We start from the raw sequence: 20,159 nt of genomic DNA, 5'->3' as shown, positions 1-20,159 counted from the left end.
TGTGAGAAGATCGTCGGATCCCGAACGAAAGACGAGGTACGTCCCGTGCCCGGCAGCACGACGCGCCCGAACGGTGCCGACGCCCAGCCCACCGCCCCCGACTCCCTCCCTGCAGAGCCGCGGGTCCGTCGTCCGCACGGCCTGACCGGGTCGCGCGTGCGTCGCTCGCTCGTCCTCATGGGGCGTGGCCTGCGTGACGAGCCGCGCACGTACGTCCTCGCGATCGGCTCGTCCGCGATCTTCGGGGCGCTGACCGTCGGCGTGAGCAGCGCCATCGGCACGGTCACCGACGAGGTCGTCGTCCCGGCGCTCGCGGGTGACGAGGCCGCGCGGGACCGCATCTGGCTGGCCGGCCTCGTGCTCGCAGGCATCGCCGTCTCGCTCGCGGCGAGCGTCGCCGCCCGGCGCATCTTCGCCGGTAACGGCTATGCGGCGCTCCAGGCACGGCACCGCACGGCCGTGACGCGGCAGTACCTGCGGCTGCCGATGTCGTGGCACCGCGCGCACCCGGCGGGTCAGCTCCTGTCGAACGCGAGCTCGGACGTCGAGGCCGCGACCGGCGTGTTCAACCCGCTGCCGTTCGCGCTCGGCGTCGTCGTGATGATCGGCGTGTCCGCCGTGATGCTGTTCCGGATCGACGTGTGGCTCGCGTGCGCCGCGCTCGTCGTCATCCCGGTGGCCGTCGCCGTGAACGTCGTGTTCCAGCGGTACATGTCGCCCGCCATCACGCGCGCCCAGCGGCTGCGCGCCGAGGTGGCCGACGTCGCGCACGAGAGCTTCGAGGCGGCCCTGCTCGTCACGTCGCTCGGCACCGCGGACCGTGAGGAGCGCCGCTTCGCGGAGCGCACCGACACCCTGCGCGCCGCGAACGTCCGCGTCGGCGTCGTGCGGGCCTTCTTCGACCCGGTCATCGAGCTGTTGCCCTCCCTCGGCACCCTGCTCGTCCTCGGTGTCGGCACCGTGCGCCTCGCCGCGGGCGGCGTCCAGCCGGGCGAGATCGTCACGGCGGCGTACCTCCTGACGATCATGGCCGTCCCGGTGCGCGCGTTCGGCTGGGTCCTCGGCGAGCTGCCGCGAGGCCTCGTCGGGTACGAGCGCATCAGCCGCGTCGTCGACGCCGGGACGGGACTCGTCCCGGGGGCGCAGCCCCTCACCGGGGCGGGCGGGGTGCGGGTGCGGTTCGAGGGCGTGGGCGTCGACGTGCGTCCCGGCGGCCGTCCGGTCACCCTCCTCGACGGCGTCGACCTCGACCTCGCCCCCGGCAGCACGGTCGCCGTGGTGGGGTCGACGGGCGCGGGCAAGACGACCCTCGTGTCCCTCCTCGCGCGCCTGTCCGACCCCACGCGGGGACGGGTCACGCTCGACGGCACCGACGTGCGCGACGTGCGGCAGGCCGACCTCACCGCGCAGGTCGCGCTCGTCGCGCAGCAGGCGTTCGTGTTCGAGGACACCGTGCGCTCGAACGTCACGCTCGCCGACGAGGGCAGCGGTCCCGACGACGCCCAGGTGTGGGAGGCGCTGCGCCTCGCGCGCGTCGACGACGTGATCGAGCGGCTGCCCGGCGGCCTCGACGCCCCCCTCGGCGAGCGCGGCGCGAACCTTTCCGGCGGGCAGCGCCAGCGGCTCGCGATCGCCCGCGCCCTGGTCCGGCGACCGCGCCTGCTCGTGCTCGACGACGCGACGTCCGCCGTCGACCCGCGCGTCGAGCAGCAGATCCTCGCCGGGCTGCGGGACGAGGGCCGGGACCGGCCGACGGTCGTCATGGTCGCGTACCGGATGGCGAGCGTGGCGCTCGCGGACGTCGTCGTGCACGTCGGGTCGGGACGCGTGGTCGACGTCGGGACGCACGACGAGCTGCTCGCGCGCGACCCCGGCTACCGCGAGCTCGCGACCGCCTACGCGCGGGAGGCCGAGCGCCGCGCCGCCGACGAGCAGGACGCGGCGGACGACGAGATCCGCCGGCACGAGCTGCAGGCGGCCGACGAGACGGCCGACCCCGCGCCTGGGGACCTGGACGGGCGCGAGGGCTGGCGCGAGGACGAGGCGGACGACGTGGCGCGTCGGGCCGAGGCAGGGGCTCTGGAGGAATGACGACCACGACGACGACCTCGGACACGGGCACGACCACGGGCGCGCCCGCCGACTCGCGCATCGCCTCGGCCAGCACGCTCGGCGTGCTCGCCACGCTGCGCCGCGGCGTGCAGGTCTCGCCGCAGATCCTCGACGGGCTGTGGATCACCCTCGGCCTGGCGGTCGCGGCGGCGCTCGGACGCGTCGTCGTGCCCGTGACCGTCCAGCAGACGATCGACACCGGCATCCTCGCCGACGGCGGACCGGACACCGGCCGCGTCGGGCTGCTCGTCGGCGCGGCCGCGGCGGTGCTCGTCGTCGCGGGCCTGTGCTCGGCGCTCGTCAACGTCCGCCTCTTCCGGTCGACCGAGGCAGGGCTCGCGCACCTGCGCGTGCGCGCGTTCCGCCACGTCCACGACCTCTCGGTGCTCACGCAGAACACCGAGCGTCGCGGCTCGCTCGTGTCCCGCGTGACCAGCGACGTCGACACCATCTCGCTCTTCGTGCAGTGGGGCGGCATCATGCTGCTCGTCTCCGTGCTGCAGATCGGCGTCGCGACGGTGCTCATGGCGATCTACTCGTGGCAGCTCACGATCGTCGTGTGGGCGTGCTTCGTGCCCCTCTTCCTCGTCCTGCGACCCGCGCAGCGACGGGTCAACGACGCCTACACGACCGTGCGGGCGCGCGTCGGCGCGATGCTCGGTGCGATCTCCGAGTCCGTGGTCGGCGCCGAGACCATCCGCGCCTACGGCGCCGGCGCGCGCACCGCGCGGCGCATCGACTCCGCTGTCGACGGCACGCGGCGCGCCATGGTGCGCGCGCAGAAGCTCGTCGCGGTGGTCTTCTCCAGCGGCGTGCTCGTCGCGAACCTCGTCCTCGCCGTCGTCGTGGTCGTCGGGTCGCTCCTGGGCGTCGCGGGCGACATCTCCGTGGGGCGGCTCCTCGCGTTCCTCTTCCTCGTCCAGCTCTTCACGGGACCGGTCCAGATGGCGACCGAGATCCTCAACGAGCTGCAGAACGCCGTCGCCGGGTGGCGCCGCGTGCTCGCGGTGCTGGAGACCCCGGTCGAGGTCGTCGACCCGGGCGAGGACGGCGTCACGAGCCCGCGAGGGCCCGCGAACGTCCGTCTCGAGGGCGTGCGGTTCGCCTACCCCGACGGCCCGGAGGTGCTGCACGGCGTCGACCTCGACCTGCCGGCCCGCGCGTCCGTCGCGGTGGTCGGCGCGACCGGGTCGGGCAAGACGACGATCGCGAAGCTCGTCACGCGGCTCATGGACCCCACCGCGGGGCGGGTGCTGCTCGACGGCGTCGACCTCCGCGAGATCCGGACCGCGAGCCTGCGCGAGCGCGTCGTGCTGGTCCCGCAGGAGGGCTTCCTCTTCGACGGCACGCTCGCCGACAACGTGGCGTACGGCCTGCGAGGGGACCCGGGCGCGCCCGCTGCGGGCACGCCCGAGCGCGAGCAGATCGAGTCGGCGGTCGACCGGCTCGGGCTGACCGACTGGGTCGCGGACCTGCCGGACGGCCTCGACACCGAGGTCGGGCAGCGCGGCGAGTCGCTCTCGGCGGGGGAGCGTCAGCTCGTCGCGCTGCTGCGCGCGTACCTCGCCGAGGCCGACCTGCTCGTCCTGGACGAGGCGACGTCCGCCGTCGACCCGGCGACCGAGGTGCGCATCGCGCGGGCCCTGGCGTCGCTCACGGCGGGACGGTCGACGCTCACCATCGCGCACCGCCTCTCGACGGCCGAGGCGGCCGACCTCGTCGTCGTCGTCGACGCAGGGCACGTGGTCGAGCTCGGGCACCACGCCGAGCTCGTCCGCGCGGGCGGCGTCTACGCGCACATGCACGACGCCTGGGTCTCGCAGACACGGTGACGCGCGCACACGACGGGCGGTCGGCCGGGCCCGGCGAGACGACGCGCCGCGCGGGCGCCCGCGTCTGGCAGGATTCTCGGGTGCCCGACGACACCCTGCCCGCACCGTCCCTCGACCCCGACGTCGCGGCGCGCCTCAAGCGCGACGACGCCGGGCTGGTGGCGGCGATCGTCCAGCAGCACGACACCGGCGACGTGCTCATGCTCGGCTGGATGGACGACGAGGCGCTGCACCGCACGCTCACGAGCGGCCGCGTGACGTTCTGGAGCCGCTCCCGACAGGAGTACTGGCGCAAGGGCGACACGTCCGGTCACGTCCAGGTCGTGCGCTCGGTCGCGCTCGACTGCGACGGTGACGCGCTCCTCGTGCGCGTCCACCAGGTCGGCGCCGCGTGCCACACGGGGACTCGCACCTGCTTCGAGGCCGGGGGAGACCTCGGCGCGGTGGTCGGGGAGCTCCCCGCCGCGGTCGCCGAGACGACCCCCGACGCCACGGCGGACCGCACGACCGATCCCGAGGAGGAGAACCAGTGAACGCGACCGCGCAGGCCGAGCCCACCACCGTCCCGGCAGGCGGACCGGCGTGGGGCGAGACCTGGCCGGTCGCCGCGGGCTTCCGCGCCCTCGCGTCGACGCGCCGCGTCGTCCCGGTGGTCCGTCGTCTCCTGGCCGACGACGTCACGCCCGTCGGGCTGTACCGCACCCTCGCGCAGGGTCGCCCGGGCACGTTCGTGCTCGAGTCCGCCGAGTCGGACGGCACGTGGGGGCGCTGGTCGTTCGTGGGCGCCGCGTCGCGCGCGACGCTGACGTCGCGCGACGGCCGGGCCGTCTGGTCGGGTGACGTGCCGGTCGGCATCCCGACCGAGGGCGACGTCGTCGAGGTCCTCGACGCGACGCTCGAGGCGCTGCGCACGCCGCCCGTCGAGGGACTCCCGCCGCTCACCGGCGGTCTCGCGGGCGCGATCGGCTGGGACGTCATCCGGCACTGGGAGCCCACGCTGCCCGCCGCCGCGCCGGACGAGCTCGGTGTGCCCGAGCTGACCCTGTGCCTCGCGACCGACGTCGCCGCGGTCGACCACCGCGAGGGCAGCGTGTGGCTGGTCGCGAACGCGATCAACTTCGACGACACCGACGAGCGCGTGGACGAGGCTTACGCGGACGCGGTGGCCCGGCTCGACGCGATGCAGGCCCGGCTCGTCGCCGGCGGCTCGCACGTCGTCTCGGTCGGCGCGGACCTGCCCGAGCCCGAGCTCGAGTTCCGCTCGACGCGCGAGGAGTTCGAGGCCTCCGTGGTCGCGGGCAAGGACGCCATCCGCGAGGGCGAGGTCTTCCAGGTCGTGCTGTCCCAGCGCCTCGACCTCGACTGCCCCGCGGAGCCGCTCGACGTGTACCGGGCGCTGCGGACCATCAACCCCAGCCCGTACATGTACTACTTCCAGCTCACCGACCCCGACGGCCGGGACTTCGCCGTCGTCGGGTCGAGCCCGGAGACGCTCGTCAAGGTCACCGCCGGTCGGGTCGTGACCTTCCCCATCGCGGGGTCGCGGCCGCGCGGCGCCACGCCCGAGGAGGACGTGGCGCTCGGCGAGGAGCTCCTCGAGGACCCGAAGGAGCGCGCCGAGCACATCATGCTCGTCGACCTGTCGCGCAACGACCTCGTCAAGGTCTGCGAGCCGACGTCCGTCGAGGTCGTGGAGTTCATGGCGACCAAGCGGTTCAGCCACATCATGCACCTGTGCTCCACCGTCGTGGGCACCCTGCGCGACGGCGCGACCGCGCTCGACGCGTTCCGCGCGACGTTCCCCGCCGGCACGCTCTCGGGCGCACCGAAGCCGCGCGCGATCGCGCTGATCGACGAGCTCGAGCCCGCGCGGCGGGGGATCTACGGCGGGACGGCCGGCTACTTCGACTTCGCCGGCGACATGGACATGGCGATCGCGATCCGTACCGCGCTCATCCGCGACGGCCGCGCGAGCGTCCAGGCCGGCGGCGGGATCGTCGCCGACTCGGTGCCCGCGCTCGAGTACGCGGAGTCGCGCAACAAGGCCGCGGCCGCCGTCCGGGCCGTCCAGGTCGCGGCACGGCTGCGGGGCCTGCGATGAGTGCCGGCACGGCGTCCCGAGCCCGCACGCCCTCGCGTCGCGCGGCGATCTGGCTGCTCCTGCTGCTCGGGGGGGCGACGCTCGCCGCGTCCGCCGTCACGTGGTCGACCACGACGGGGGCGACCGCGCTCGACCCGGTCGTGGAGGTCACCGTGAGCGGGACCACCGCGGCGCCCGGCGTGGGGGCCGCCGCGCTCGTCCTCGTCGCCGCCGGTCTCGCGCTCGGGCTGGTCGGCCGCATCGGGCGGTGGGTCGTGCTCGCCGTCGCCGCGGCGAGCGGCGTGGTCACCACGGCCGCCGCGCTCGGCGTCGCGCTCGACCCCGAGCCGAGCGCGCGCTCCGCCGTCGCCGAGGCGACCGGGGTCACCGAGCTCACGTCGGCCGTCTCGCTCACGGCGGCACCGTGGGTCGCCGCTGCGCTCGGCGTGCTGACCGTCGTGGCCGTGGTCTGGGTCGCCGTCGGCTCCCGGGGCTGGCAGCGGGCCTCGACCCGCCACGAGCGCGACGGCGCGGCCGCCGGGGCACCGGTGGCGGCCGAGGCGGGGGCTGCGGGCGCGACGACGCCACCCCCCGACACCGGCGGCGCGGCGACGACACCGCAGGACGACGAGCTCACCGACCACGACGCCTGGGACGCGCTGTCCCGGGGCGAGGACCCCACCGACCGCTGACCCGACCGTCACCGGACGACCCGGCTCCCGGTCCGCCGCTCGCGCGGTCACGAGGGCTGGTCCGATAGTCTGGCGGCACATCTTGACGAAAGGCACGACCCTCATGGCCGAGAACCAGAAGACGACCGAGATCGCCTACCTGCCGCCCGCGGCGCCGCCCACGAACCACGGGCACACCGTCGCGGCGTGGACCACGATGATCGGCATCATGCTCGGCGCGCTCGTCGCCGCGATCGGCGTCGTGCTCCCCGCGGTCTCGGACGTCTCCGCCGTCTGGCTGTTCTGGGTCGGCATGGGCGTCGTCGCGCTGAGCCTCGTGGCCGGTGTCGTGCTCCGGAACATGGGCTACGGGCAGAAGTCCGTCTCGCGGTGACCCAGCCGCCGGTCGCGGGACCGCCGGGGGACGAGCTACCAGCCGTGCCCCCCTACGCAGGGAGCCCGTACCCGCCGGTCCTGGCGCAGAACGGTCTCGCGGTGTGGTCGCTCGTCCTCGGCATCGCGTCGTTCGTCCTGAGCTGCGGGCTGCTCACAGGCATCCCCGCGATCATCCTCGGCACGCAGGCGCGGCGCGCGGTCGCGAACGGCCAGGCCGACAACGGCGGCCTCGCGACCGCGGGCATCGTCCTCGGCTGGGTCGCCGTCGGGCTGTCCGTGGTCGCTGTCGCGCTCGCCGCGATCCTGTTCCCGGCGCTGCTCGCCTGGCTCGGGTCGATCCCGGACCAGCAGTGATCGCGCCGTCGTCCCCGAGCGGGACGCTCGGGAGCGCCGGGCCGGACGGCGGACCGTCCCGGCCGGTGCCCGAGCGCCGGGCGCGTGGGCCGCGGGGCGCGGCCGCGCCGCTGGCGACCGGCGCCGCGGTGGCGGCGGCCGTCGTGTACGTCGGGCTCGTGGACCCGAACCGTCCCGGCCACTTCCTCGTGTGCCCCCTCCTCGCGCTGACGGGCCTCGCGTGCCCCGGGTGCGGCGGGCTGCGCGCGACGCACGACCTCGTGCACCTCGACCTCGCCGGGGCCTGGTCGATGAACCCGCTCTGGGTGCTCGTCGCACCGTTGCTCGTGGGCCTGTGGTCGGTCTGGCTCGTGCGGGCGTGGCAGGGCCGGTCAGGGCCGAGCCTGCCGCCCGCCGTCGCCTGGACGGGCCTCGTCCTGCTCGTCGCGTTCGGCGTCCTGCGCAACGTCCCGGGGCTCGTGGAGTGGCTCGGCCCCGTCCCCTCCTGAGGGCTCCGGCGCACGTCTCGGGGGATGGGCCGTGGTCATCGTCACTCGGGCACGGCCCTACGATGGCAGATACCTCCGTGTCAACGGGCTGACTCGTCCCTGTGGACGAGCCCGTCCGGGTCGACCGACGACGGAGGCCGGGGACGAGCACGGGGAGTGATGGGGCGATGACGGTTCTCGACGACATCGTCGCCGGGGTGCGCGAGGATCTCGCGGCACGCCAGGCGACGACCTCGCTGGACGACCTCAAGGAGCGCGCGGCACGCGTGCCGGGCGCGCTCGAGTGCGTGAGCCGCCTCAAGGCGGACCACGCCGTCGCGATCATCGCCGAGGTGAAGCGCTCGAGCCCGAGCAAGGGCGCCCTCGCGTCGATCGCCGACCCCGCCGAGCTCGCCGGCGAGTACGAGACGGGCGGCGCCTCCGCGATCTCCGTGCTCACCGAGCAGCGCCGGTTCAACGGCAGCCTCGCGGACCTCGACGCCGTCCGCGCACGGGTCGACGTCCCCGTGCTGCGCAAGGACTTCGTCGTGACGCCCTACCAGGTGTGGGAGGCGCGCGCTCACGGTGCGGACCTCGTCCTCCTCATCGTCGCGGCGCTCGAGCAGACGGTGCTCACGTCGCTCGTGGAGCGGGTGCACTCGCTCGGCATGACCGCCCTCGTCGAGGTCCACACGCTCGACGAGGTGGGGCGCGCGCTCGACGCCGGCGCCCGCGTCGTCGGCGTGAACTCGCGCGACCTCAAGACGCTCGACGTCGACCGCACGACCTTCGCGCGCCTCGCGCCGGCCATCCCCGACGACGTGGTGCGCGTCGCGGAGTCCGGCGTGCGCGGACCGCACGACGTCATGGACTACGCCCGGTCCGGGGCGCACGCCGTGCTCGTCGGGGAGGCGCTCGTGACGGACGACGCCCCGCGCGCGTCCGTCGCGGACCTCGTGGCCGCCGGCGCGCACCCGTCGCTGTGGTCCGTGCGGCCCTGAGGCGTCGACCGTCCCCGACCGTCACGCTGCAGGTGCCGCGCCCCGGCCCACCACCCCGTCTCCCGCAGGAGGTCCGGCCCCGTGCCCGACTCGACACCCACCACCCCTGAGACCGCAGACACCGCCTCCGTGCGCGCCGAGCTCACCCGCTCGCTCGCGAACCAGGAGGGTCCGTACTTCGGCGCGTTCGGCGGACGCTTCGTCCCCGAGGCGCTCATCGCCGCGCTCGACGAGCTCGAGACCGAGTACCGCAAGGCGCTCGACGACCCGGCGTTCGTCAACGAGCTCGCGCGGCTCCAGCGCGAGTACACCGGTCGGCCGAGCCCGCTGACGGAGGTCCCCCGCTTCGCCGCGCAGGTCGGGGGAGCCCCCGGCGCCGTCCGGATGTTCCTCAAGCGCGAGGATCTCAACCACACGGGCTCGCACAAGATCAACAACGTGCTCGGCCAGGCGCTCCTCGTGAAGCGCATGGGCAAGACGCGTGTCATCGCCGAGACGGGGGCGGGCCAGCACGGTGTCGCGACGGCGACCGCCGCGGCGCTGCTCGACCTCGAGTGCGTCGTCTACATGGGCGAGGAGGACACGCGCCGCCAGGCCCTCAACGTCGCGCGCATGCGCCTCCTGGGCGCCGAGGTGGTCCCCGTGACGATCGGCCAGCGCACCCTCAAGGACGCGATCAACGAGGCGCTGCGCGACTGGGTCGCCAACGTCGAGTCCACGCACTACCTCCTGGGCACCGTGACCGGGCCGCACCCCTTCCCCGAGATGGTGCGCGAGTTCCACCGCGTCATCGGCGAGGAGGCGCGCACCCAGGTCCTCGACCGGATCGGCCGCCTCCCGGACGCCGTCGCGGCGTGCGTCGGCGGCGGGTCCAACGCGCTCGGCATCTTCAACGCGTTCCTCGACGACGACGGCGTCGAGCTGTTCGGGTTCGAGGCGGGCGGCGAGGGCGTCGAGACCGGACGGCACGCTGCCCGCTTCAGCGGCGGCGTCCCGGGCGTGCTCCACGGCGCGCGCTCCTACCTCCTCCAGGACGAGGACGGGCAGACGCTGCCGAGCCACTCGGTCTCCGCCGGGCTCGACTACCCGAGCGTCGGCCCCGCGCACGCGTGGCTGCACGACCTCGGACGGGCCACCTACGAGCCCGTGACGGACGCCGAGGCCATGGAGGCGTTCCGCCTCCTGTGCCGCACGGAGGGCATCATCCCGGCGATCGAGTCGGCGCACGCGCTCGCCGGCGCGCTGCGGGTCGGGCGCGCCGCCGTCGCGGCGGGGCGCGAGGACCACGTGGTCCTGGTCAACCTCTCGGGCCGGGGCGACAAGGACGTGGCGACCGCCGCACGGTGGTTCGACCTCGTGGACGACGACGCGATCGCCGAGACGGCGACGGGTACGGAGGGACAGCTGTGAACGGCGTGCAGGAGGCCCGGAGCACCGCGGTGCCGAGCGAGCCGGGCGGGGTCACCTCACCCACCGCGGACCGTCTCGCCACGCTGCGGGACGAGGGGCGCGCCGCGCTCGTCGGCTACCTCCCGGTCGGGTTCCCGACCGTGGAGCGGTCGATCGAGGCCGCGCTCGCGATCGTCGACGCGGGCGTCGACGTCCTCGAGCTGGGCGTCCCGTACACCGACCCGGTGATGGACGGCCCCGTGATCCAGGCTGCCGCGCAGACCGCGCTGGACGCGGGCAGCCGCGTCGCGGACGTGTTCCGCGTCGTGGAGGCCGTGTCGTCGCGCACCGGCGGTACGGTGCCCGTCCTCGTCATGACCTACTGGAACCCGGTGCTGCGCTACGGCGTCGACGCGTTCGCGCGCGACCTCGCCGCCGCGGGCGGTGCGGGCCTCATCACGCCGGACCTCATCCCCGACGAGGGGCGGGAGTGGATCGAGGCGGCGGACCGCCACGGCCTCGACCGCGTGTTCCTCGTCGCGCCGAGCTCGACGCCCGCGCGCCTGAGCCTGACCGTCCGTGCGACCCGTGGCTTCGTCTACGCGGCGTCGACCATGGGGGTCACGGGGGAGCGGACGCAGGTGGGGCCGCGCGCCGAGCAGCTCGTCGCCGACACGCGCGCCGCGGGCGCGCCGTTCGTGTGCGTCGGCCTGGGGGTCTCGACCGGCGCGCAGGCCGCCGAGGTCGCGCGCTTCGCCGACGGCGTCATCGTCGGCTCGGCGTTCGTCCGTCCGTTGCTCACCGACGCACCGTGGGAGGAGCGACTCGACGCGCTGCGCGCCGTCGCGTCGTCGCTCGTCGACGGCGTCCGGGGGGCACGCCTGACCGCGCCCGACGGCGGCCCGGCGGGCGACGCACCGGCCGTCGGTGCCGGGGAGGTGGTCGCGTGAGCGCCACGCTCGCCGTCGCGCAGGTCGTGGAGGCAGCAGGAGCCCTGCCCGCGGCGATCCCGAGCCCGCCGCAGCACACGTGGTACCTCGGGCCGTTCCCTATCCGTGCGTACGCGCTCGCGATCCTCGCGGGCATCGTCGTCGCGCTGTGGCTCACCCGGCGCCGCTGGGTCGAGCGCGGGGGCGAGGCCGACGACGTGCTCGAGATCGCGTTCTGGGCCGTGCCGTTCGGCATCGTCGGCGGCCGGCTCTACCACGTGTTCTCGACGCCGGACCCGTACTGGGGACCCGGCGGCGACCCCGTCCGTGCGCTGTACGTGTGGGAGGGCGGCCTCGGGATCTGGGGCGCCGTCGCGCTGGGTGCCGTGGGCGCCTACATCGGCTGCCGCCGGCAGCGGGTCAGCTTCCCCGCGTTCGCCGACGCGCTCGCGCCCGGTCTCCTGCTCGCCCAGGCGGTCGGGCGGCTCGGCAACTGGTTCAACCAGGAGCTCTTCGGGTCGCCCACGACGCTCCCGTGGGGTCTGCGGGTCGACGACTCCGTCGCTGCGGCCGCCGGGTTCCCGCCGGGCACGCTGTTCCACCCGACCTTCCTGTACGAGATGGTCTGGAACATCGGTGCTGCCCTGCTCCTGATCTACGTGGACCGTCGGTTCCGGCTCGGTCATGGTCGGGTATTCTGGCTGTACGTCTTCGTCTACACGCTGGGTCGGGTGTGGATCGAGATGTTGCGCATCGACGAGGCCGAGCTCGTCTGGGGTCTTCGGCTGAACGTCTGGACCTCGATCGTGGTCGGTGTCGGTGCGTTGGTAGCGTTTATCGTTGTCGGGCGTCGCCACCCCGGGCGTGAGGAGACGGTCTCTCTGGAGACGACCTCCGACGGATCGCCCGAGGAGACGCCCGCCACGGAGTCCGAGGAGCCGGTCGAGCAGTCGACCGACGACGAGGACGCCGAGCAGACCGAGGACCCCGACGACTCGTCGAAGTCCGAGCAGGCAGGTGCCGCGCGACCAGACCCAGGTCGCTGAGCTCCCGTCATTCATCGGCGAATCCGCCGGGCGACCGCCCGGTGGGTTCTGTCATGTTCGTAGGGCCGAAGACGTCCCGAATCCCCCCAGCTGGATACCAGCCCGGCCGTCTCGGCCGGGCGCCTGTGAGGACGGTGTTGATGACCACGCCGCAGCATCGGGACGCGCACCGGGCACCTGCCCTGTCCGTGCCTCCCACGGCTCTCGGTCTGTACGACCCCGCCGCCGAGCACGACGCGTGCGGTGTCGCCTTCGTGGCGACGCTGCGCGGCACGCCCGGACGCGACATCGTTGACGCAGGGCTGACGGCCCTGCTCAACCTCGACCACCGCGGTGCCGTCGGCGCCGAGGAGAACAGCGGCGACGGTGCCGGGATCCTCACGCAGATCCCCGACGCCTTCGTCCGCGACGTCGTCGACGCCGAGCTCCCGCCCGCGGGGCACTACGCGATCGGCATGGCGTTCCTCCCGCAGGACGACGAGGCCGCAGCGGCCGCCGTCCGCGGGGTCGAGGCGATCGCGGCCGAGGAGAAGCTCGACGTCCTCGCCTGGCGCGACGTCCCGGTGACCGCCGACCTCGTCGGCCCGTCGGCCCGCGCCTCCATGCCCACCTTCCGTCAGGTCGTCGTCGCCGACCCGGCGCGAGAGCTCTCGGGCGTCGCACTGGACCGCCGCACGTACCGGCTGCGCAAGCGCGCCGAGAACGAGCTCGGGCTGTTCTTCGCGTCGCTGTCCGCGCGCACGCTGACGTACAAGGGCATGCTCACCACGGCCCAGCTCGAGCCGTTCTTCCCGGACCTGTCCGACCCGCGCTACGCGAGCGAGATCGCGCTCGTGCACTCGCGCTTCTCCACGAACACGTTCCCGTCGTGGCCGCTCGCGCAGCCGTTCCGGATGATCGCGCACAACGGCGAGATCAACACGGTGCGCGGCAACCGCAACTGGATGGCCGCGCGCGAGGGCACCCTGGAGAGCGAGGCGCTCGGCGACCTCGCCCCGCTGCTGCCCGTGTGCTCCGACGGCTCGAGCGACTCCGCGAACTTCGACGAGGTGCTCGAGCTCCTGCACCTGTCGGGCCGCCCGCTGCCGCACGCGGTCCTCATGATGATCCCGGAGGCGTGGGAGAACCACGCCGAGATGAACCCGGACCTGCGGGCCTTCTACGAGTACCACGCGGCCCTCATGGAGCCGTGGGACGGACCGGCCTGCCTGAACTTCACGGACGGCACGCTCATCGGCGCCGTCCTCGACCGCAACGGCTTGCGCCCGGGACGGTACTGGGTGACCGAGGACGGTCTCGTCGTGCTCGCGAGCGAGGCGGGCGTGCTCGACCTCGACCCGGCGACGATCGTGCGCAAGGGCCGCCTCGAGCCGGGGCGCATGTTCCTCGTCGACACCGGCCAGGGCCGGATCGTCGAGGACGAGGAGATCAAGTCGCAGCTCGCCGCGCAGCGTCCGTACGCGCAGTGGGTCGCCGACAACTCGGTGTACCTCGACCAGCTCCCCGAGCGCGAGCACGTGGCGCACAGCCCCGCGTCGGTGCAGCGCCGCCAGCGCGCCTTCGGCTACACGGAGGAGGAGCTGCGGATCATCCTCACGCCGATGGGCAACACGGGCGCCGAGCCGCTCGGCGCGATGGGTACCGACACCCCCGTCGCGGTGCTCTCCGAGCGTCCGCGGCTGCTGTTCGACTACTTCACGCAGATGTTCGCGCAGGTGACGAACCCGCCGCTCGACGCGATCCGCGAGGAGCTCGTGACGTCGATCGGCGGGGCGATCGGCCCCGAGCCGAACCTGCTCGTCGACACGCCCGAGCACGCGCGCAAGCTCGTGCTGCCGTTCCCCGTGCTCGACAACGACCAGCTCGCGAAGATCATCCGCGTCGACAAGGACCCGAGCCTTGCCGGGATCTTCCGCGCCGTGACGGTGCGTGGCCTGTACCGCGTGTCCGGCGGGGGAGAGGCGCTGCTCGAGCGGCTGGAGGAGATCTTCGCGGAGGTCGACGCGCACGTCGAGGCCGGCGCGAGCTTCATCGTGCTCTCCGACCGCGACTCCGACTCCGACCTCGCGCCGATCCCCTCGCTCCTGCTCTCGAGCGCGGTGCACCACCACCTCCTGCGCCGGCACACCCGCACCCAGGTGTCGCTCGTCGTCGAGGCGGGCGACGTGCGCGAGACGCACCACGTCGCGCTGCTGATCGGGTACGGCGCGGCCGCGGTCAACCCGTACCTCGCCATGGAGACGGTCGAGGACCTCGCACGCCGCGGCTACCTCGCGGTGGACCCCGAGAAGGCCGTCGCGAACCTCATCAAGGCGCTCGGCAAGGGCGTGCTCAAGGTCATGAGCAAGATGGGCATCTCGACCATCTCCTCGTACCGCGGCGCCCAGGTGTTCGAGGCCGTCGGCCTCTCGCACGACCTCGTGCGCGACTACTTCGCGGGCACGACCTCGCGGCTCGGCGGCATCGGGCTCGACGTCGTCGCCGCCGAGGTCGCGGCACGGCACGCGGAGGCGTACCCGGCGTCGGGCAACCACCAGGCGCACGTGCGCCTCACCACGGGCGGCGAGTACCAGTGGCGCCGCGACGGCGAGGAGCACCTCTTCGACCCGGAGACCGTCTTCCGTCTCCAGCACTCGACGCGCGAGCGCCGGTTCGACGTGTTCCGCGACTACACGCACCGGGTGGACGAGCAGTCGTCGCGCCTCATGACGCTGCGCGGCCTGCTCGCGCTGCGCGAGGGCGAGCGCCCCCCGGTCCCGCTCGACGAGGTCGAGCCGGTGAGCGAGGTCGTCAAGCGGTTCAACACGGGTGCCATGTCCTACGGCTCGATCTCCGCCGAGGCGCACGAGACGCTCGCGATCGCCATGAACCGCCTCGGCGGTCGCTCGAACACGGGCGAGGGCGGCGAGGACCCCGAGCGCCTGTACGACCCGGAGCGTCGTTCGAAGGTCAAGCAGATCGCGTCGGGACGCTTCGGCGTCACGAGCGAGTACCTGACCAACGCCGACGACATCCAGATCAAGCTCGCGCAGGGAGCCAAGCCCGGCGAGGGCGGTCAGCTCCCGGGGCACAAGGTGTACCCGTGGGTCGCGAAGACCCGGCACTCGACGCCGGGTGTCGGCCTCATCTCGCCGCCGCCGCACCACGACATCTACTCGATCGAGGACCTCGCGCAGCTCATCCACGACGCGAAGAACGCGAACCCGGCGGCGCGCATCCACGTCAAGCTCGTGTCCGAGTTCGGCGTCGGGACGGTCGCGACGGGCGTGTCCAAGGCGCACGCGGACGTCGTGCTCATCTCGGGCCACGACGGCGGCACGGGCGCGAGCCCGCTGACGTCGCTCAAGCACGCCGGCACGCCGTGGGAGATCGGCCTCGCCGAGACCCAGCAGACGCTCGTCCTCAACAACCTGCGCGACCGCATCGTCGTGCAGGTCGACGGCCAGATGAAGACCGGTCGCGACGTCGTCGTGGCCGCGCTGCTCGGGGCCGAGGAGTTCGGGTTCGCGACGGCCCCGATGGTCGTCTCCGGCTGCGTCATGATGCGCGTCTGTCACCTCGACACGTGCCCGGTGGGCGTCGCGACGCAGAACCCGGAGCTGCGCGCGCGGTTCACGGGCAAGCCCGAGTTCGTCGTGAACTTCTTCGAGTTCATCGCCGAGGAGGTGCGCGAGTACCTCGCGCGCCTGGGCTTCCGCAGCATCGAGGAGGCCGTGGGCCACGTCGAGCTGCTGGACACGCGCAAGGCGGTCGACCACTGGAAGGCGCAGGGTCTGGACCTGGGTCCGGTGCTCGAGCGGCCGGTCCCCGTCGAGGGCTCCTCGCTGCGCAACACCACGACGCAGGACCACGGCCTCGACAAGGCGCTCGACAACCAGCTCATCTCGCTCGCGGCCGACGCGCTCGAGCGGCAGGAGCCGGTGCGGATCTCGCTCTCGGTGCGGAACGTCAACCGCACCGTCGGGACGATGCTCGGCCACGAGGTCACCAAGCGCTACCGGGGCGCGGGCCTGCCCGACGACACGATCGACGTCACCCTCACCGGGTCCGCCGGCCAGTCGTTCGGCGCGTTCCTGCCGCGCGGCGTCACGCTGCGCCTGTTCGGCGACGCGAACGACTACGTGGGCAAGGGCCTGTCGGGCGGCCGCATCGTCGTGCGGCCCGACCGCAACGCCGTGCTCACCGGATCGAGCAACGTCGTGGCGGGCAACGTCATCGGCTACGGCGCGACGTCGGGCGAGATCTTCCTGCGCGGACGCGTCGGCGAGCGCTTCGGCGTGCGCAACTCGGGCGCGACGCTCGTCGTCGAGGGCGTGGGCGACCACGGCTGCGAGTACATGACGGGCGGCACCGTGCTGGTGCTCGGGCCTACCGGGCGCAACTTCGGCGCCGGCATGTCCGGCGGCACGGCGTACGTCCTCGACCTGCGCGAGGCGGCGGTCAACACGAGCGCGCTCGCCACCGGCGAGCTGGGCCTCGGCCCGCTCGAGGACGCCGAGGTCGAGCTCGTCGAGCAGCTCGTGCGGCGCCACCACGAGGAGACGGGGTCGCTCCTCGCGGCCGAGCTCCTCGACGACTTCCCCGCGGCGGTGCAGCGGTTCACCCGCGTGCTGCCGACCGACTTCGCGCGCATGCGCTCCGCGCTCGAGAAGGCCGAGTCCTCGGGTCTCGACCCTGCGGCCCCGGGCGTGTGGGACCAGATTCTGGAGGTGGCCCGTGGCTGACCCCCGTGGCTTTCTGAAGGTGCGGGAGCGCGAGCTCCCGCCGAACCGGCCGGTCGCCGTGCGCCTGCGGGACTGGAAGGACGTGCACGCCCACCTCGAGGAGGGCCAGGTCTTCCTCAAGGAGCAGGCGGGCCGCTGCATGGACTGCGGCATCCCGTTCTGCCACCAGGGCTGCCCGCTCGGCAACCTCATCCCCGAGTGGAACGACCTCGTCTACCGCGAGCAGTGGGCCGACGCGATCGACCGCCTCCACGAGACGAACAACTTCCCGGAGTTCACCGGTCGCGTGTGCCCGGCACCGTGCGAGTCGAGCTGCGTGCTCGGCATCAACCAGCCGGCCGTGACGATCAAGAACGTCGAGGTCTCGATCATCGACGAGGCGTTCGCGCGCGGGTACGTCACGCCGCAGGTGCCGCAGCGACTCACCGGCTCGACCGTGGCGGTCGTCGGGTCCGGCCCGGCCGGGCTCGCCGCCGCGCAGCAGCTCACGCGTGCCGGGCACACGGTCGCCGTGTACGAGCGGGACGACGCGATCGGCGGGCTGCTGCGCTACGGCATCCCCGACTTCAAGCTCGAGAAGGTCCACATCGACCGCCGCATCGCGCAGATGGAGGCCGAGGGCACGCGGTTCCGCCCCGGTGTCGAGATCGGCGTCGACATCACGTGGGACGAGCTGCGGGCGCGCTTCGACGCGGTCGTCGTCGCGACGGGCGCCACGGTGCCGCGCGACCTCACGATCCCCGGCCGCGAGCTCGACGGCGTCCACTTCGCGATGGAGTTCCTCCACCAGGCGAACGCGGTCGTCGCAGGGAGCGAGGTCCCCGGACAGATCACCGCGACCGGCAAGCACGTCATCGTCATCGGCGGCGGGGACACGGGGTCCGACTGCCTCGGCACCGCGCTGCGCCAGGGTGCGGCGAGCGTCACGACGCTCGCCATCGGCAAGCAGCCACCGCTCGAGCGCGCCGCGAACCAGCCCTGGCCGACCGACCCGATCCTCTTCGAGGTGTCGTCGTCGCACGAGGAGGGCGGCGAGCGCGAGTACCTCGCCTCGACCGTCGAGCTCCTCGGCGACGACTCCGGGAACGTGACGGCGCTGCGCGTCGCCGAGACCGAGTACCTGCCCGACGGCCGACGCGTGCCGAAGGCGGGCACCGAGCGCGAGATCCCCGCGGACCTCGTGCTCGTCGCGATGGGCTTCACCGGACCCGAGACCGACACCCTCACGGGACAGTCGGAGGCCGGGCTGACGGCCCGCGGGCTCGTGGCCCGCGACGACGACTTCGCGTCGACGCTCCCCGGCGTCTTCGTGGCGGGGGACGCCGGACGCGGTCAGTCGCTGATCGTGTGGGCGATCGCCGAGGGTCGGGCGGCGGCGGCCTCCGTCGACGCCTACCTTCAGGGAGGGACGGAGCTGCCCGCGCCGGTACGCGCGAGCACCGTGTCCTTGCGCGCTTGACGTGCACCCGGCGTCGGATGTCCGGCGCCGGGACGATGAGCGGGGCATCCTGGGAGGGGCACCCCGCGACGGCCGGCTCGCCGCCGGTCGGAGAACCAGAGGCTGGAGATATGCGCAGAGCAAAGATCGTCTGCACCATCGGACCCGCGACCGAGTCGAAGGAGCAGCTCAAGGCGCTCGTCGACGCCGGGATGGACGTGGCCCGGATCAACCGGAGCCACGGCAGCGCCGCGGAGCACGAGGCCGTCTACCACGGCGTCCGTGAGGCCGCGGCGGCCTCGGGCCGTTCCGTCGCCGTCCTCGTCGACCTCCAGGGGCCGAAGATCCGCCTCGGGCGATTCGGTGGCGACGAGAAGCACTGGCTCGACGAGGGTGACACGTTCACCATCACGACCGAGGACGTCGTCGGGACCAAGGAGCTCGTCTCGACGACCCACAAGGGTCTGCCGGGCGACGCACGCGTCGGGGACCCGCTGCTCATCGACGACGGCAAGGTGCTCGTCCGGGTCACGGCGGTCGAGGGACCGCGCGTGGTCACCCGCGTCGAGGTGGCCGGCCCGGTGTCCAACAACAAGGGCATCAACCTGCCCGGGGTCGCGGTCTCCGTGCCGGCCCTGTCCGAGAAGGACCGCGACGACCTGCGCTGGGCGCTGCGCCTCGGTGCCGACATCATCGCGCTGTCCTTCGTGCGCTCCGCGGCCGACTTCGACGACGTCAAGGCGATCATGGACGAGGAGGGCCGCACGGTCCCCGTCGTCGCCAAGATCGAGAAGCCGCAGGCGATCGAGAACCTCGCCGAGATCGTCGACGCCTTCGACGGCGTCATGGTGGCGCGCGGCGACCTCGCGGTCGAGCTCCCGCTCGAGCAGGTCCCGCTCGTGCAGAAGCGCATCGTCGAGCTCGCGCGCCGCAACGCCAAGCCCGTCATCGTCGCGACGCAGGTGCTCGAGTCCATGACGAACTCGCCGCGCCCCACGCGCGCCGAGGCGTCCGACTGCGCCAACGCCGTGCTCGACGGCGCGGACGCGGTCATGCTGTCCGGCGAGACGAGCGTCGGGGAGTACCCGATCCTCACCGTGCAGACGATGGCGCGCATCATCGAGGCGACCGAGGAGGCCGGCCGCGAGCGCATCGCCCCGCTCGGCTCGACGCCGCACACCCGCGGTGGCGCGATCACGCGTGCCGCAGCCGAGATCGGCGAGATCCTCGGCGTCAAGTACCTCGTGACGTTCACGCAGTCCGGCGACTCCGCGCGCCGCATGTCGCGCCTGCGCTCGTCCATCCCGCTGCTCGCCTTCACGCCGCGCGAGCACGTGCGCAACGCCCTGTCGCTCACGTGGGGCACGCAGACCTACGAGGTCCCCGAGGTGGAGAACACCGACGCGATGGTGGGACAGGTCGACACGACCCTCCAGGCCAACGGCCTCGCCGAGGTCGGCGACCTCGTCGTCGTGGTGTCCGGCGCGCCGGTCGGCCAGCCCGGCACGACGAACTCGATCCTCGTGCACAAGATCGGCGACCACTCCGACACGCGGAAGTGACGCCGTCGCACCCGTGAGGGTGTGACGACCTGACGCCCGGGTGGGCGCGCCGCACGGCGCACCCACCCGGGCGTCGTCGTACCGCGTCCTTTCGGGCGGCGAGGTGTCGGTGCTTGCCTTCGCGGGCGCTCCGAGGAGGAGGGCGCGGGTCTACCATC

At 73.5% G+C, this 20,159-nt stretch carries 15 protein-coding genes; all 15 read left to right on the top strand.

From position 1 onward, the window contains the following. Nucleotides 1–177: 177 nt before the first annotated feature. The 15 genes from V5D56_RS14995 (at nt 178) to pyk (ending at nt 20,001) form a co-directional block, all read left to right on the top strand. Entirely contained in the window at nt 178–2,091 is a 1,914-nt protein-coding gene (locus V5D56_RS14995; protein ID WP_435739050.1) for an ABC transporter ATP-binding protein, read from the top strand. After that, nucleotides 2,088–3,944 (top strand): ABC transporter ATP-binding protein, encoded by a 1,857-nt coding sequence (locus tag V5D56_RS14990; protein ID WP_435736091.1) that lies wholly within the window; start codon nt 2,088–2,090, stop codon nt 3,942–3,944. The genes V5D56_RS14995 and V5D56_RS14990 overlap by 4 nt, the downstream gene beginning before the upstream one ends. A gap of 80 nt (nt 3,945–4,024) precedes the next feature. Next, nucleotides 4,025–4,477, top strand: coding sequence for a phosphoribosyl-AMP cyclohydrolase (hisI, locus tag V5D56_RS14985; protein WP_435736090.1), 453 nt, complete (start codon nt 4,025–4,027; stop codon nt 4,475–4,477). Further along, nucleotides 4,474–6,045 (top strand): anthranilate synthase component I, encoded by a 1,572-nt coding sequence (locus V5D56_RS14980; RefSeq protein WP_435736089.1) that lies wholly within the window; start codon nt 4,474–4,476, stop codon nt 6,043–6,045. The genes hisI and V5D56_RS14980 overlap by 4 nt, the downstream gene beginning before the upstream one ends. Continuing rightward, nucleotides 6,042–6,716: a Trp biosynthesis-associated membrane protein gene (locus V5D56_RS14975; protein WP_435736088.1), complete on the top strand. Its 675-nt coding sequence runs from the start codon at nt 6,042–6,044 to the stop codon at nt 6,714–6,716. The genes V5D56_RS14980 and V5D56_RS14975 overlap by 4 nt, the downstream gene beginning before the upstream one ends. A gap of 103 nt (nt 6,717–6,819) precedes the next feature. Further along, the gene (locus V5D56_RS14970) at nt 6,820–7,089 is read left to right on the top strand and encodes an HGxxPAAW family protein (protein WP_435736087.1); all 270 of its coding nucleotides are present in this window, start codon (nt 6,820–6,822) and stop codon (nt 7,087–7,089) included. Between the two features lie 44 nt (nt 7,090–7,133). Then, nucleotides 7,134–7,445 carry a DUF4190 domain-containing protein gene (locus V5D56_RS14965; protein ID WP_435736086.1) on the top strand — a complete coding sequence of 104 codons (312 nt, stop codon included), beginning with the start codon at nt 7,134–7,136 and terminating at the stop codon, nt 7,443–7,445. Next, complete coding sequence (locus tag V5D56_RS14960) at nt 7,442–7,933, top strand: DUF2752 domain-containing protein (protein ID WP_435736085.1); 492 nt, start codon at nt 7,442–7,444, stop codon at nt 7,931–7,933. The genes V5D56_RS14965 and V5D56_RS14960 overlap by 4 nt, the downstream gene beginning before the upstream one ends. A gap of 167 nt (nt 7,934–8,100) precedes the next feature. Further along, nucleotides 8,101–8,913: an indole-3-glycerol phosphate synthase TrpC gene (trpC, locus tag V5D56_RS14955; protein ID WP_435736084.1), complete on the top strand. Its 813-nt coding sequence runs from the start codon at nt 8,101–8,103 to the stop codon at nt 8,911–8,913. Between the two features lie 129 nt (nt 8,914–9,042). Next, on the top strand, nt 9,043–10,323 hold the full coding sequence (gene trpB, locus V5D56_RS14950; protein ID WP_435739049.1) for a tryptophan synthase subunit beta: 1,281 nt from the start codon (nt 9,043–9,045) through the stop codon (nt 10,321–10,323). A 5-nt stretch (nt 10,324–10,328) separates the two neighbouring features. Continuing rightward, nucleotides 10,329–11,252 (top strand): tryptophan synthase subunit alpha, encoded by a 924-nt coding sequence (gene trpA / locus V5D56_RS14945; protein WP_435739048.1) that lies wholly within the window; start codon nt 10,329–10,331, stop codon nt 11,250–11,252. Then, nucleotides 11,249–12,277, top strand: coding sequence for a prolipoprotein diacylglyceryl transferase (gene lgt, locus V5D56_RS14940; RefSeq protein WP_435736083.1), 1,029 nt, complete (start codon nt 11,249–11,251; stop codon nt 12,275–12,277). Before trpA ends, lgt begins: the two co-directional genes overlap by 4 nt. A 140-nt stretch (nt 12,278–12,417) precedes the next feature. Beyond that, nucleotides 12,418–17,001 carry a glutamate synthase large subunit gene (gene gltB, locus V5D56_RS14935; RefSeq protein WP_435736082.1) on the top strand — a complete coding sequence of 1,528 codons (4,584 nt, stop codon included), beginning with the start codon at nt 12,418–12,420 and terminating at the stop codon, nt 16,999–17,001. Further along, a complete protein-coding gene (locus V5D56_RS14930; RefSeq protein ID WP_435736081.1) occupies nt 16,994–18,460 on the top strand; it encodes a glutamate synthase subunit beta in 1,467 nt (488 codons plus the stop codon). Before gltB ends, V5D56_RS14930 begins: the two co-directional genes overlap by 8 nt. A gap of 110 nt (nt 18,461–18,570) precedes the next feature. Further along, a complete protein-coding gene (pyk, locus tag V5D56_RS14925) occupies nt 18,571–20,001 on the top strand; it encodes a pyruvate kinase (protein WP_435736080.1) in 1,431 nt (476 codons plus the stop codon). Nucleotides 20,002–20,159 lie beyond the last annotated feature (158 nt).

The sequence above is a fragment of the Cellulosimicrobium sp. PMB13 genome, from assembly GCF_051294865.1.
Lineage (GTDB): Bacteria > Actinomycetota > Actinomycetes > Actinomycetales > Cellulomonadaceae > Cellulosimicrobium.
This window is presented reverse-complemented; position numbering and strand designations above follow the sequence as displayed.